Below are 15,351 nucleotides of genomic sequence, written 5' to 3'. Positions count from 1 at the left end.
TTAAACAGAAAGAATATATGAAACGAATAATAACCAAGATGTATCTCTGTTTGCTTGCATTTTGTATCACAGGAGGCATCAGTGCACAAACACAAAACAGTATGACAGAGGTCATTCCATTCGAAACTATTGATGGGAAAATTATCGTGGAAGCCACTATAAATGGTGAAGTGGCTGACTTTGTCCTTGATTTATCGGGACATAACGCTCTACTTCCTGAAGCTCTCAAAAAGTTAAACATCAATACAGAAAAGAGAGGAACTTTTAGTTCTTACCAAGATTTTGTATTTAAACAGGTACCTGTTGGAAAGGTATATGAAATGGGGACAGTAGCTATTGGTAAAAATACATTTGCAAACGATCTTCCGGCTTTCACATTAGAAGACGAACCTTATCTACGCAAGCTAGGGGTTATGGGTGTATTAAGTGGTGCTGTTTTCCGCACTTCTGTATTAACCATTGACATGCAACGGAAGAAAATTACGATTACACAGCCCTACCGTCCTTCTTATATGAAACTTAACTATCGGGAAAATTTTAACCTGATAACGGGATTAGGAGTAGTATGCCCGATAAACATTCAAGGAAAGCCGATATCTCTTGTCCTGGATACATGGAGTGAAGGATTAGTGAATCTTACTGAAGCTGATTTCAATACATGGAACACACAATATACCAAAGGAAGTAACCAGAAAGTCTCCAATGAATATAAAGAAATAAGTCAAGAAGAGGAAAGCCTCATCCTACCTGAAACGATGTTTGTAAAAACAAAGATTGAAGATGCCATAGCAGTGAAAAACCCATTCTTGAAACGTTCCGTATTAGGCAAAAAGATACTGGACTACGGAATTATATCTATTGACTATATTCATCAGAAAATTTACTTCCAACCATTCGATATGGTTCCTATACCGGAAGCGGAAGCTAAAGTGACGGAAACAAAAGTTGAAGATGGTAAATTGAATCCAATTACCCGCCAGTTCTTCCTCGAACACATTTTCGACTACCGGAAAGGAAATGATTTCATCTATAATGGAGACAAACCGATAGTTATCGATTTTTGGGCTACGTGGTGCGGTCCATGTATGCGTCTACTTCCGGAAATGGAGAAACTAGCTGAAAAATATAAAGGAAAAGTTATATTCTATAAGGTAAATGCTGATAAAGAAAAAGATTTATGCAGCCATTTTAGTGTACAGGCATTGCCTACGTTATTCTTCATCCCGGTAGGCGGCAAGCCAATAATCGAGGTTGGTGCCACGCCGGAAAAGTATGTGCAAATCATTGAAGAACAACTCCTGAAATAAAAATCTCTCTTTTTAATTATATAACTATACTAATCTAAAACTTTAACTAAACGAGGGTTTCCACAATGGACACCCTCGTTTTATTTTATAATCAATCACACTAGAATAAAGTGATTGTCATTTATTTGTTCATATCACAGACCTATTTATCATACAAGTCCTTTAGAAGAGAGATAGCGTTCTGCCTCCAAAGCAGCCTTACATCCACTTCCCGCAGCTGTAATAGCCTGGCGGTAATGCGGATCTGCCACATCTCCCGCCGCAAAAACTCCGGGTACTTTCGTACGAGGGCTATCACCTTCTGTGATGATATAACCTACTTCGTCCGTATCGATATACTCCTTAAATATTTCAGTATTCGGTTGATGTCCGATAGCCAGGAAGAAACCGTCGATAGGCAAACTATAACGTTCTTCATCCGGTTCACCCCAACGTTTCACCAGATTTACACCCTCTACGCCATTATCACCAAACAAACCAACTGCATTGTGTTCAAAAAGAACTTCAATCTTATCGTGGTTCATGACACGTTCTTGCATGATCTTCGATGCACGCAAGAAAGGTTTACGGACAATCAGATATACTTTAGATGCAAGACCGGCAAGATAAACCGCTTCTTCACAAGCAGTATCACCTCCACCAACTACAGCAACCACTTTCTTACGATAGAAAAATCCGTCACAAGTAGCACAAGCGCTTACACCCATTCCGGCATATTTCTTTTCATCCTCCAGCCCCAGATATTTAGCAGTTGCCCCGGTAGCAATAATCAATGATTCCGTTTCAATCACTTTATCACCGTCAATTGTTATTTTATAAGGAGCTTTGTTTAAATCTGCTGCCGTAGCGATACCGAAACGAATATCTGTTCCGAAACGGCTTGCCTGTGCACGCAAATCTTCCATCAACTGCGGACCACTGATACCTTCCGGATAACCGGGAAAGTTCTCTACGTCTGTGGTAGTAGTCAACTGACCACCCGGCTGCAATCCTTCATATAGTACCGGACATAAATTTGCACGTCCTGCGTAAATCGCTGCCGTATATCCGGCAGGTCCTGAACCTATAATCAGGCATTTCACTTTTTCTATTTCTGCCATCTTAATTTATCTTTATTTTTTTGTTATAAAAACATGTTATCTCAAATCTATCACCTCCGCATTGGGATATTGTTTTTTATCAAAAGTAAAAACACGATCCGTATAATTTTGCCCCTTCTGATAACTTGTAACGGTTATCTCATTACGTGTCTGCTGCCCACGCTGCTGAAGCAAAATATATAGAGGTTCATAAGTGTCCTTCGTCACAAAAAGAGTGATACGTTCCAACTCCTGTTTCTTATCCCTGGCAGTCAGAACGACTTCCCAAACGGCTTTTCCACGAAACGTCTTAGTCACCCCAAACTTATAAGAGAACCCTTTCTGATACATATACAGAAAGGTATACGGATTTATCTGCTGCAACTCTTCCTGCGTCGGATTACTGACATTCACTTCATCATTCTTGGTCACATAACTCCATTGCGTTTTTCCGTCAAACCAAGTGATGATATCAGATGTTTTCAGCACGAATTTCTCTCCTTTCAACTGAATTGTTCCATTTTCGGCACCTTCTACCAAGCCGTTTGCCACAGCCTTTACAGTAAAATCAGCCTTCACGCCACCTGCTTTGCGAAACGCCTCTGCCGTTTTGTCAAGAATGACTTTAGCCTGGGACTGCTGTTGTTGAGCAATCACAGGCAAAGACAGTAAAGCTATTAAAACACTAAAAATGTACTTTCTCATTTGATTAATAAACGAACTGTTACTGTAAATTGTTCAATCGCATTTCAAGATCATTATCATCAATGCACAGCACGTCACGCGCCTTACTTCCTTGTGTAGGACCTACAATTCCGGCTTTCTCCAATTGATCCATTATACGCCCGGCACGATTATAGCCAATCGCAAATTTACGCTGAATCAATGAAGTGGAACCTTGCTGATGAATAACAACCAACCGGGCCGCATCTTCAAACAACGGGTCGAGACGTCCCATATCAATATCCCCTACTTCACTATTACTATCTTCACTCACATATTCGGGCAAGAAGAACGGGGTAGGATAACTCTGCTGACGGGCAATGAATTTTGTAATTTCTTCTACTTCCGGTGTATCGATAAAGGCACACTGTACACGCACCGGATCAGCTCCCTGCAAGAAGAGCATATCCCCCTTACCAATCAAACGGTTAGCACCCGGACGGTCAAGAATAGTACGAGAGTCCATCATGGCAGATACACGGAAAGCGATACGCGCCGGGAAGTTGGCTTTAATCGTACCCGTAATGATATTGGTAGTCGGACGCTGTGTAGCAATAATCATGTGAATACCGACAGCACGTGCCAACTGCGCAATACGGGCAATCGGAAGTTCCACTTCCTTACCGGCAGTCATAATCAAATCTCCGAACTCGTCAATAACCACTACGATATACGGCATAAACTTATGCCCCTTTTCCGGATTCAGACGACGGTTGATAAACTTCTCATTATATTCTCTGACATTACGTACATGCGCCATCTTCAACAGATCATAACGAGTATCCATCTCCACACAAACAGAGTTCAGGGTTTGCACAACCTTTGTTACGTCTGTAATAATAGGTTCGCCTCCATCAGGAAGTTTGGCAAGAAAATGATTTTCAATCACCGAATAGATGCTGAATTCTACTTTCTTCGGGTCGACCAGTACAAATTTCAATTCTGCCGGATGCTTCTTATATAATAAGGAAGTAATAATAGCATTCAAACCTACTGACTTACCCTGACCAGTTGCACCTGCCACCAATACGTGCGGCATCTTGCAAAGGTCGAACATAAAGACTTCATTCGTGATGGTCTTACCCAATACAATAGGCAGATCATATTTGGATTCCTGGAATTTCTTACTTCCGATCACACTTTGTCCGGAAACGATCTTCGGATTCTTGTTCGGCACTTCAATACCGATTGTTCCTTTACCCGGTATCGGAGCGATGATACGGATACCGTCAGCAGAAAGACTTAATGCAATATCATCTTCCAAACCACGGATTTTAGAAATACGTACTCCTTGCTCCGGAGTGATTTCGTATAGAGTTACCGTAGGTCCTACCGTTGCTTTAATCGTACTGATTTCGATTCCAAAACTGCGCAATGTAGTGATGATACGATCCTTATTTGCATTTTGTTCGTCCATGTCAATCGTCGGATCATCATTTTCGAAATGCTTCATCAGGTCAATAGTCGGGAAGCGGTAGTTTTCCAAATCCTTAGTAGGATTGTAAGGTTCGAGTTCCGGTCCCTCATATTCCTCTTCAGAAGTCGCAGGTTCTACTTCAAACCCGGGTTCCGTCTCTTCCAAAGGTTCGTCATGCACAACGGGAACAGGATCGGAAATAGTTGGTTCAAACACCATCGTCACTTCTTCACTGTCATCAGACAAAGGAGAATCTTCCAACCCCGGCTGGTTGACAGGGAATTCATCTTCGGGTTCTTCAGCCAGTATATCCATCACTGGTGCCGGAGGAGGTGTCTGTTTATACGTCCGTTCCAAATTGCCCCCCACTTCCTGCGGTTGGGAAGTCGTGAATTCCTGATCGCCTTCTCCTTCCGGGATGATTTCTTCCTTCTCTTTCTTTTCGCGTTTTAAGAAACTCAACGCAAAGAGTTTACGCAGCCAAACAATAGTACGCGTACTTATATATATAAAGAAACAGATAGCAGTTATCAACAGGATCATCCATACACCAGGTACTCCTACTTGCGAGATTAACCAACGACTGACATTGTATCCATGCATACCGCCCAGATAAATGAAAGAATCCTGATAATGATCCATAAAAGCAAATCCGAAGAATATGGAGAACCAGACTAATAAAAGCGTGCAGCCAATAAACCACTTCCACAAGCGGACCACACGTACACGCATCAACTTCAATCCTGCCACTGCCAAAAAAACAAGTATGAAGAAAGAGGAAATACCGAAACAGTCGTTTATCAGATAGCTTGCCAACTGCGCTCCACGTGAACCAGCATAATTCTTCACCTGATTATTAACAGCCGCCAAATCCGCCGAACTACCGCTATCAATAATACTTTGATCGGCAGCCCCCGTAAAGAAGAAGGAGGAAAAAGCCAACAACAGGTAAACGGAAAAGATGACCAGCATCAATCCAATCACAAAATGAACTGTTTCATTCTTACATACAGCCACAATTTTACTAGGGGAAGAGGGAGTGCTTTCTGCCTCCTTATCTAATTTCTTCTTTGCCATGAGTCTTTTATTCTATTTTTATAAAACTGGAATGAGATTCTAAGCCGCAAAAATAATAAAAAAAATAACGAGCACTACGCTCATTCAATCCTTTTTCTTACCTTTGCGTTTCAAATCAATATAGATCATGGAAAAAGAAAGCCAAACGATATTTGATAAGAACGTAATTGAGTTCGTTACAGTAGCCGCCGAATTTTGTGCATTTCTCGAACGTGCCGAACGCATGAAGCGTAGTACTTTCGTTGATACATCATTAAAAATACTCCCCCTGCTCTATCTCAAAGCATCTATGTTGCCCAAATGTGAGACGATTGGGGACGAAGCACCCGAAACGTATGTCACAGAAGAGATTTACGAAATTCTGCGCATTAATCTTTCAGGATTGATGGGTGACAAGGATGATTATCTGGACGTATTCGTGCAAGACATGGTTTATAGCGACCAGCCTATCAAGAAATCAATATCGGAAGATCTGGCTGATATTTATCAGGATATTAAAGATTTCATATTTGTCTTTCAACTGGGACTGAATGAAACAATGAATGATTCATTGGCTATCTGCCAGGAGAATTTCGGCACACTGTGGGGACAGAAACTGGTAAACACACTACGCGCCCTTCATGACGTGAAATACAACCAACAGGAAGAAGAGGAGGAAGAGAACGGTAATGAAGAAGGATTTTACGAACCAAGCGACGACAACGATTATTGTGAAGAAGAAGGCTGTCATTGCCACGACGATGATTGCCACTGCCACGAAGACGGTTGCCATTGCCACGATGATGAATTAAAATAGAAATGTTTGTAAGAAGAACCATAGATAAAGAGGAACTAAAAGAACTCCCGAAAACTGTTTTTCCGGGACGCATTTACGTTATCCAATCGGAAGCTGAAACGGAAAGAGCAGTAGCTTACCTCCAATCCAGATCTGTGATAGGCATTGACAGCGAAACGCGCCCTTCCTTTACCAAAGGACAATCGCACAAAGTAGCACTCCTCCAGATTTCTTCTGAAGAATGTTGTTTCCTATTCCGGCTCAACATGACGGGATTGACCCAGCCATTGGTTGACTTATTAGAAAACCCGGCTGTAATCAAAGTGGGTCTTTCACTGAAAGATGACTTTATGATGTTGCACAAACGCGCACCTTTTGCCCAACAAAGCTGTATCGAGTTGCAGGACTATGTGCACCAATTCGGTATACAGGACAAAAGTCTGCAAAAGATTTATGCTATCTTATTCAAAGAAAAAATATCCAAATCACAGCGCTTGTCCAATTGGGAAGCTGATGTATTGAGCGACGGGCAGAAACAATATGCCGCCACGGATGCATGGGCTTGCCTCAACATCTATAATCTGTTGCAAGAGCTGAAACAGACAGGAGATTGGGAAATGGCCGCTCTCCCACCCGCTCCCAAGGAAAGGGAAGAAGCCACTACCGACCCTATAATCAACCAGCAGTCATAAACGATAAATAACAAGTGATAAATAATAAAATAAGTAATTAATAACCAATAACAAAACTATCTCAATTCTCCTCTCCCTGGGAGAGGGTTAGGGAAAGGCTATATTATGCATAAAGTATATCTCAAACCCGGTAAAGAAGATTCTCTCAAGAGATTCCACCCCTGGATTTTTTCCGGTGCTATCGCCCGTTTTGACGGAGAGCCCGATGAAGGTGAAGTTGTAGAAGTATACACCTCCAAAAAAGAATTTATTGCCAAAGGACATTTCCAGATCGGAAGTATTGCTGTGCGCGTACTGTCTTTCCATCAGGAACCTATCGATCACGATTTTTGGAAACGCAAACTGGAAATAGCATACGATATGCGTCGCAGTATCGGCATCGCCACCAATCCGACCAACAACACTTACCGGCTTGTTCATGGTGAAGGAGACAATCTCCCCGGACTGGTTATTGACGTTTATGCCAAGACTGCAGTCATGCAGGCACACTCTGCAGGAATGCACGTAGACCGCATGACAATTGCCGAAGCTTTATCCGAAGTAATGGGCGACAAGATCGAGAATATCTATTATAAATCAGAAACAACTCTTCCTTTTAAAGCAGATCTTTTCCCCGAAAACGGTTTTCTGAAAGGAGGAAGCAGTGATAATATCGCGCAAGAATATGGTTTGCAGTTTCACGTAGACTGGTTGAAAGGTCAAAAAACCGGATTCTTTGTAGACCAGCGCGAAAACCGTTCTTTACTGGAACGTTATGCCAAAGACCGTTCGGTACTGAATATGTTCTGCTATACCGGCGGATTCTCATTCTATGCCATGCGCGGAGGTGCAAAGCTCGTCCACTCTGTCGACAGCTCTGCCAAAGCAATTGATCTGACGAATAAAAATGTAGAACTGAACTTCCCCGGCGATTCCCGCCACGAGGCTTTTGCCGAGGACGCTTTCAAATATCTCGACCGCATGGGCGACCAGTATGATTTAATCATTCTCGACCCGCCCGCATTTGCCAAACACAAAGATGCCCTGCGGAATGCTTTGCAAGGTTATCGCAAACTGAATGCCAAAGCATTTGAGAAAATCAAACCGGGCGGCATCTTGTTTACCTTCTCTTGTTCGCAAGTAGTAAGTAAGGACAATTTCCGTACTGCCGTGTTTACTGCAGCAGCCATGTCAGGACGTAGCGTACGCATCCTACATCAACTGACTCAACCCGCCGACCATCCGGTAAACATCTACCATCCCGAAGGAGAATACCTGAAAGGTCTGGTACTTTACGTAGAATAACCGGATTCACCACGGATTACACGGATTAACACAGATTTTTATCACAAAGTCATGTAGGGATTCCACAGGGTGCCACAGGGTGCCACGGGGAGTCCCTTTCCTTTTCTAAGGTGAGAACAGAGAATCCGGATATGATGATTGGTTGATAAAAATCTGTGTTAATCCGTGTAATCTGCGGTGATACAAAAGAGCCGTAACAGAAAAACGGAGGATTCAAAGTTAATTAGAGTTAACAAATAGAAGATTTTCGAGAAAACATTATGTTGTATAACATAAACCTTATATCTTTGCACTGTGTTTTTCATGGTATTAGATTTAAGGTTAACAAAGATTGGCTGTCTGGGATAGATAGCCTTCTTTTTTTTATATCCCCCTCATTCGTTTTTCCACGCCCAAAATTCCTCTTTTCTTCGCATTTATGCCTTTTTATCCCCTTTTTATCAAATTACTAGTCCACCTATTCAACGAAAATATTATATTTGCAAGGTTTATGAACATGAAGAGAAACACAAATTTTAAAAAGTCATGAGTATAAAAGTTCGTTTGATTATTATGAATTTCCTACAATTCTTTGTATGGGGGTCTTGGTTAATATCATTAGGTGGTTATATGGGAAGAGAACTCCATTTCGAAGGAGGGCAGATCGGAGCCATTTTCGCCACTATGGGGATTGCTTCTTTGGTAATGCCAGGTATTATCGGTATTATTGCTGATAAATGGTTTAATGCAGAACGTTTATACGGGCTTTGCCATATCGTAGGAGCCGGATGCCTCTTCTATGCTTCTACCGCAACAGGATATGACCAGATGTATTGGGCCATGCTACTCAACCTGTTGGTATACATGCCCACGCTATCCCTCGCTAACACTGTATCATACAATGCACTGGAACAATATAAATGTGACCTGATTAAAGACTTCCCTCCTATCCGTGTATGGGGGACAATCGGTTTCATCTGTGCCATGTGGGCAGTCGACCTTACCGGATTTAAGAATTCAAGTGCACAGCTTTATGTAGGCGGTGCTTCCGCGTTACTGCTCGGGCTTTATTCTTTCACCCTCCCGGCTTGCCGACCGGCTAAATCAGAAAACAAATCATGGCTCTCCGCTTTCGGTCTGGATGCACTGGTGTTATTCAAGAAAAAGAAGATGGCTATTTTCTTTCTTTTCTCCATGCTTTTAGGTGCGGCATTACAGATTACAAATACTTACGGTGACCTTTTCCTAGGTAGCTTTGCCAGCATCCCCGAATATGCAGAATCTTTCGGAGTGAAACATTCGGTAATCCTGCTGTCCATCTCGCAGATGTCGGAAACACTGTTTATTCTTGCCATACCTTTCTTCCTGCGCCATTTCGGAATCAAGCAAGTCATGCTAATCAGTATGTTTGCCTGGGTGTTCCGGTTTGGGTTGTTCGGTTTCGGAGATCCGGGATCAGGACTATGGATGCTGATCCTTTCCATGATCGTTTATGGTATGGCCTTTGACTTCTTCAACATTTCCGGTTCATTGTTTGTTGAACAAGAAGCCAATTCCTCCATCCGTGCCAGTGCACAGGGGTTGTTCTTTATGATGACCAACGGACTGGGAGCTATCATTGGCGGATATGCCAGCGGTGCGGTAGTTGATGCATTCTCAGTGTATGCTGACGGCAGACTGGTGAGTCGCGAATGGATGGATATATGGCTGATATTCGCAGCATACGCGCTGGTGATCGGCATCCTGTTTGCTTTAGTATTCAAGTACAAACACCAGCAGGAGAGTAAAACAAATTAAGTAAAAGAGAACGATGGACAAAAAGGTAGAATTACAAGTTGTAAATATCACGAACAGCCAGGCGCAGGTAGGCGCATTTGCTATGCTATTAGGCGAAGTGGGCGGTGAACGGCAACTGCCTATCATCATCGGTCCCGCGGAAGCCCAAGCTACTGCTTTATATCTAAAAGGAGTAAAAACACCCCGTCCATTGACACACGATCTGTTTACAACAAGCCTCAACGCACTGGGGACCAACCTGATACGTGTGCTAATTTACAAAGCAAAGGAGGGCATTTTCTACTCCTATATTTACCTTAAGAAAGACGAAGAGATTATACGTATCGACGCACGGACTTCAGACGCAATTGCCTTGGCAGTGCGTGCCGACTGCCCAATTCTTATTTATGATTCTATTCTTGAACAAGAATGTCTTCACATGTCATCGAAAAAAAGAATCCGCTCCGAAGAGACGGACAACGAAGAAGAAGAACATGATTTGCCAGGTGCTACTTCCAGAACGCTTGAGGAAGCACTGGAACAAGCTATCAAAGATGAGAATTATGAATTAGCCGCCCGGATACGTGACCAAATCAACTCAAGAAATAAAAACCAGTAAGTAACATTATGCACGTTTTTTATACTCCCGATATACAGAAAAGCAACGAACTTCCCGAAGAGGAAGCACAACATTGTACCCGCGTTCTACGATTAGGTATCGGAGATGAAATCACTCTTACGGACGGTAAGGGGAACTTCTACAAAGCTGAAATTACTGTTGCGACCAACAAACGTTGTTTTGTAACGATCAAAGAAACGATTTTTCAGGAACCGTTATGGCCGTGCCATTTACACATTGCCATGGCACCGACAAAGAACATGGACCGTAACGAATGGTTTGCAGAGAAAGCTACCGAAATCGGATTTGACGAACTGACTTTCCTCAACTGCCGTTTCTCGGAACGTAAAGTCATCAAGACCGAACGGATTGAAAAGATTCTTGTATCAGCAATCAAACAATCTCTCAAGGCGCGGTTGCCTAAATTGAATGAGATGATCGAATTCAATCTGTTCATCAGACAGGAGTTCAAAGGACAGAAGTTCATCGCCCACTGTTATGAAGGTGAAAAACCTTTATTAAAGAATGTCCTGAAACCTGGAGAAGACGCCCTTGTCCTGATAGGTCCCGAAGGAGATTTCAGTGAAGAAGAAGTGAAGAAAGCCATCGAACAGGGATTTAAACCTATTAGTTTGGGCAAATCACGGCTTCGTACAGAAACAGCAGCACTAGTGGCCTGCCATACGCTGAATCTACAAAATCAATAATGAAAAGAAACGCCTGAATCAATAATTATACAACTTTTAAATAACATAAGTATGGCAAAGAAAACGATTTCACGACTCTCGGTACTGGCAGTACTGATTGTTTTTCTGGCAGCATGTTCCAAAACATCGGAATATACCCATGTGATACCGGCTGACGCTTCGGTAGTTGCCTCTATCAACCTCAAATCCCTTGCAAGTAAAGCGGGATTGGATGATAAAGAGAATGAAGCTGCGAAACAAAAAGTACTGGAAGCACTGAAAAGCGGAATGAATGCCGCCACCTTCCAACAATTGGAAAAGGTGATGAAGAATCCGGGTGAATCGGGAATCGATGTAGCATCTCCATTCTATGTATTCTCTTCCTCTTCTTTCCCTTACCCTACTGTTGTAGGTAAAGTAAGCAATGAGGACAACCTTCATGCTTCACTCGACGTGATGGCTAAAGAACAAATCTGCCAGCCGATAAGCGAAGCTGACGGCTACAGTTTTACAACAATGACTGGCAGCCTGCTCGCTTTCAACAGTTCTACTGTATTGATAGTCAATGTAAGCGGAACCACTCAAACCGAAAAAGCCAAAGAAGCCATCACTAATTTGTTGAAACAAACAGCAGATAACAGTATCGTAAAATCAGGAGCTTTCCAAAAAATGGAAAAGCAGAAAAGCGATATTAACTTCCTTGCTTCTATGGAAGCTATCCCTGCAACCTATCGCAACCAGATAAGCATGGGTTTACCAACCGAGGTGAAAACAGAGGATATCACTCTTGTAGGAGGACTGAATTTTGAGAAAGGCAAGATTGCCCTCAAAACAGAAAATTATACTGAAAACGAAGCCGTGAAAGCGCTTATCAAAAAACAAATGGAGTCATTTGGAAAAGCAAACAACACTTTCGTTAAATACTTCCCGTCTTCCACACTGATGTTCTTCAATGTAGGTGTGAAAGGAGAAGGGCTTTACAATCTGTTGAGCGAGAATAAGGAATTCCGCCATACAGTATCTATTGCTAAAGCAGACGAAGTAAAAGAGTTGTTCGGCTCGTTCAATGGTGATATTTCTGCGGGATTAATCAACGTAACGATGAACAGTGCTCCTACTTTCATGATGTATGCGGATGTTAAAAACGGTAATGCCCTCGAAACAATTTATAAGAACAAGCAATCATTGGGAATGAAAAGAGGGGAAGATATCATTCAACTTGGCAAGGATGAATATGTCTACAAAACAAAAGGCATGAATATATTTTTCGGTATGAAGGATAAACAAATGTATGCTACCAATGATGAATTACTCTACAAGAACGTGGGCAAAGCTGCCGACAAATCAATAAAAGATGCTCCATACGCATCGGATATGAAGGGAAAAAACATCTTTGTAGCAATCAACGCTGACGCAATACTGGACTTGCCTGTTGTTAAAATGGTAGCAGGTTTCGGAGGACAGGAAGTTAAAACATATATTGAGTTAGCCAATAAGGTTTCTTATCTGTCAATGAGTTCAGAAGGAGAAATCAGCGAGATCGACCTTTGCCTGAAAGACAAAGACGTCAACGCTCTCAAACAAATCGTAGACTTTGCCAAGCAATTTGCCGGCATGTAATTAATTTGTAAACAAACGGTATGAATAGTATTCACCTGCAGCAAACACTTCCCCAAGTGTTTGCTGACCGTAATTCGGTGACTTCGGATGTATGGCACCAGGATCTTATCTTCCGGAAAGAAGAAATGTATCTGATTGAAGCAGCTTCCGGCACCGGAAAATCTTCGTTGTGTAGCTATATCTATGGTTATCGCAACGACTATCAGGGGATTATTAATTTCGATGAAACCAATATCAAAGCATACTCCGTGAAGCAATGGGTCGACCTAAGAAAGCATTCACTAAGTATGCTTTTTCAAGATTTACGCATCTTCACCGAACTGACCGCTCTTGAAAATGTGCAATTGAAGAATAACCTTACCGGATACAAAAAGAAAAAAGAAATCCTATCATTCTTCGAGCAACTGGGTATCGCAGATAAAATAAATGTGAAAGCCGGCAAACTATCTTTCGGACAGCAGCAACGTGTCGCCTTTATCCGGGCACTCTGCCAGCCGTTCGACTTTTTATTTCTGGATGAACCGATCAGCCATCTGGATGATGATAACAGCCGCATCATGGGTGAACTTATCATTGCCGAGGCAAAGACACAAGGAGCCGGTGTAATCGCAACCTCCATCGGTAAGCATATCGAGTTGCCTTACAACCATATACTTCAACTGTAACGAGTAATAAATAACAAAAAATGAGTGAAAAATAGTAAGTGAGAAAATCAGCCGTCTCCCTCCACTGCAACATTTCAAATCGTAAATCGTAAAATCATAAATAAAATGCCAACTCTTGTCTGGAAGCTCCTCCGCCAACATATCAGTATCGGTCAATTGGCCGGTTTCTTTTTAGCCAATCTATTCGGCATGATGATTGTATTGCTTAGTGTGCAGTTTTATAAAGACGTCATTCCGGTATTTACCGAGGGAGACAGCTTTATGAAAAAGGATTTCATCATAGCTACCAAGAAAATCAGCACACTTGGTTCTTTTGCCGGAAAGAGTAATACGTTCTCTGCCGAAGATATTGCGGATTTGAAGAAACAACCGTTTACCAAAACAATAGGGGCTTTCACTCCTTCTCAATTCAAAGTATCGGCAGGATTGGGCATGCAGGAAGCTGGTATTCATCTTTCCACGGATATGTTTTTTGAGTCTGTTCCTGATGAGTTTGTCGACATCAAACTCGACAAGTGGCACTTCGATGAAAGCACGCATACTATACCTATTATCATTCCCCGCAACTATCTGAACCTTTATAACTTCGGTTTTGCACAAAGCCGCAGTCTTCCCAAACTCTCGGAAGGATTGATGGGGCTGATTCAAATGGATATCATGATGCGTGGAAACGGACGGGTGGAACAGTACAAAGGAAACATTGTCGGCTTCTCCAATCGTCTGAATACGATTCTTGTTCCCCAGTCTTTTATGAAATGGGCGAATGAGAATTTCGCACCGAATGCAGAAGCTCAGCCGGCGCGATTGATTATTGAAGTGAACAACCCAGCAGATTCCGCCATCGCCAGCTATTTTCAAAAGAAAGGATATGAAACGGAAGACGGCAAACTGGACGCCGGAAAAACGACTTATTTCCTCCGTCTTATCGTAGGCATTGTATTGGGAGTAGGTTTATTTATCAGTATTCTTTCATTCTATATCCTGATGTTGAGCATTTTCTTGCTCTTGCAGAAAAATACGACTAAGCTGGAAAGTCTGTTATTAATCGGATACAGTCCCAACAAAGTAGCCTTGCCTTATCAGTTACTCACGGTAGGACTGAATGTTATCGTACTTGTATTATCCATCGGATTAGTTTCCTGGCTACGCAGTTATTACATAGATAGCATCCGATTGTTGTTTCCACAATTGGAAACCGGATCACTGTGGGCGGCTATCGGCATGGGCATTCTTCTATTCATAGTCGTATCAGTAATCAACATACTGGCAGTAAAGAGAAAGGTACTTTCTATCTGGATGCATAAATCATAAATGAAACTGAGTCTATTCCGTACTCCCTGCGAACGATTTTTCATTTTCGTTTCTCATATTCTCATAATTTTCAGATAAACAAAAGATAATCAAACAGATATCTTATGAGAAATACTTTTAAAAAACGGTATTTCTCATAAGTTTACCCGTATTTTAGCTTAAAACAGACCATATTCTCATAGTGTTTCAAGGTATTTCTCATAGTGTCGTGTGCCGGAAACTAGTGTTGCAATAAACAAAACTATGTATTCCTTTTGTATGTTTCCATATACAGTGTTTTAGTCCCACATATTGTGGGAAAAGATTCCCAACTGCTTGGGAAAAGATTCCCAACTGCTCGG

13 protein-coding genes are annotated in these 15,351 nt (G+C 42.0%); 10 read left to right on the top strand and 3 right to left on the bottom strand.

What is annotated here, in order from left to right; genetic code table 11:
* Positions 1 to 17: 17 nt before the first annotated feature.
* Positions 18 to 1,307 (top strand): thioredoxin domain-containing protein, encoded by a 1,290-nt coding sequence (locus A4V03_RS03015; RefSeq protein WP_065537907.1) that lies wholly within the window; start codon positions 18 to 20, stop codon positions 1,305 to 1,307.
* Between the two features lie 149 nt (positions 1,308 to 1,456).
* On the opposite strand, the gene trxB is transcribed toward A4V03_RS03015, so the two are convergent.
* From trxB to A4V03_RS03000, 3 genes are read right to left on the bottom strand one after another with little or no spacing between them, the layout of a single operon-like run.
* On the bottom strand, positions 1,457 to 2,407 hold the full coding sequence (gene trxB, locus A4V03_RS03010) for a thioredoxin-disulfide reductase (RefSeq protein ID WP_065537906.1): 951 nt from the start codon (positions 2,405 to 2,407) through the stop codon (positions 1,457 to 1,459).
* Positions 2,408 to 2,443: 36 nt separating this feature from the next.
* A complete protein-coding gene (locus tag A4V03_RS03005; RefSeq protein ID WP_065537905.1) occupies positions 2,444 to 3,091 on the bottom strand; it encodes a LolA-like putative outer membrane lipoprotein chaperone in 648 nt (215 codons plus the stop codon).
* A gap of 19 nt (positions 3,092 to 3,110) precedes the next feature.
* Entirely contained in the window at positions 3,111 to 5,603 is a 2,493-nt protein-coding gene (locus A4V03_RS03000; protein WP_065537904.1) for a DNA translocase FtsK, read from the bottom strand.
* A gap of 127 nt (positions 5,604 to 5,730) precedes the next feature.
* On the opposite strand from A4V03_RS03000, the gene A4V03_RS02995 reads away from it, so the two are divergent.
* The 9 genes from A4V03_RS02995 (at position 5,731) to A4V03_RS02950 (ending at position 15,010) form a co-directional block, all read left to right on the top strand.
* The gene (locus A4V03_RS02995; RefSeq protein ID WP_065537903.1) at positions 5,731 to 6,399 is read left to right on the top strand and encodes a DUF5063 domain-containing protein; all 669 of its coding nucleotides are present in this window, start codon (positions 5,731 to 5,733) and stop codon (positions 6,397 to 6,399) included.
* 2 nt (positions 6,400 to 6,401) lie between these two features.
* Positions 6,402 to 7,070: a 3'-5' exonuclease gene (locus A4V03_RS02990; RefSeq protein ID WP_065537902.1), complete on the top strand. Its 669-nt coding sequence runs from the start codon at positions 6,402 to 6,404 to the stop codon at positions 7,068 to 7,070.
* A gap of 105 nt (positions 7,071 to 7,175) precedes the next feature.
* Complete coding sequence (locus A4V03_RS02985) at positions 7,176 to 8,354, top strand: class I SAM-dependent rRNA methyltransferase (protein WP_065537901.1); 1,179 nt, start codon at positions 7,176 to 7,178, stop codon at positions 8,352 to 8,354.
* Positions 8,355 to 8,879: 525 nt separating this feature from the next.
* The gene (locus A4V03_RS02975; RefSeq protein WP_065537900.1) at positions 8,880 to 10,130 is read left to right on the top strand and encodes a nucleoside permease; all 1,251 of its coding nucleotides are present in this window, start codon (positions 8,880 to 8,882) and stop codon (positions 10,128 to 10,130) included.
* A 13-nt stretch (positions 10,131 to 10,143) separates the two neighbouring features.
* Positions 10,144 to 10,728 carry a bifunctional nuclease family protein gene (locus tag A4V03_RS02970; RefSeq protein ID WP_065537899.1) on the top strand — a complete coding sequence of 195 codons (585 nt, stop codon included), beginning with the start codon at positions 10,144 to 10,146 and terminating at the stop codon, positions 10,726 to 10,728.
* An 8-nt stretch (positions 10,729 to 10,736) separates the two neighbouring features.
* On the top strand, positions 10,737 to 11,435 hold the full coding sequence (locus A4V03_RS02965) for a 16S rRNA (uracil(1498)-N(3))-methyltransferase (protein ID WP_065537898.1): 699 nt from the start codon (positions 10,737 to 10,739) through the stop codon (positions 11,433 to 11,435).
* Between the two features lie 51 nt (positions 11,436 to 11,486).
* Positions 11,487 to 13,034 carry a DUF4836 family protein gene (locus A4V03_RS02960; protein WP_065537897.1) on the top strand — a complete coding sequence of 516 codons (1,548 nt, stop codon included), beginning with the start codon at positions 11,487 to 11,489 and terminating at the stop codon, positions 13,032 to 13,034.
* Positions 13,035 to 13,054: 20 nt separating this feature from the next.
* Entirely contained in the window at positions 13,055 to 13,699 is a 645-nt protein-coding gene (locus tag A4V03_RS02955; protein ID WP_065537896.1) for an ATP-binding cassette domain-containing protein, read from the top strand.
* A gap of 105 nt (positions 13,700 to 13,804) precedes the next feature.
* Positions 13,805 to 15,010 (top strand): hypothetical protein, encoded by a 1,206-nt coding sequence (locus A4V03_RS02950; protein ID WP_065537895.1) that lies wholly within the window; start codon positions 13,805 to 13,807, stop codon positions 15,008 to 15,010.
* The last annotated feature ends 341 nt before the right edge of the window (positions 15,011 to 15,351 follow it).

Source organism: Bacteroides caecimuris, assembly GCF_001688725.2.
Classification (GTDB): domain Bacteria; phylum Bacteroidota; class Bacteroidia; order Bacteroidales; family Bacteroidaceae; genus Bacteroides; species Bacteroides caecimuris.
This window is presented reverse-complemented; position numbering and strand designations above follow the sequence as displayed.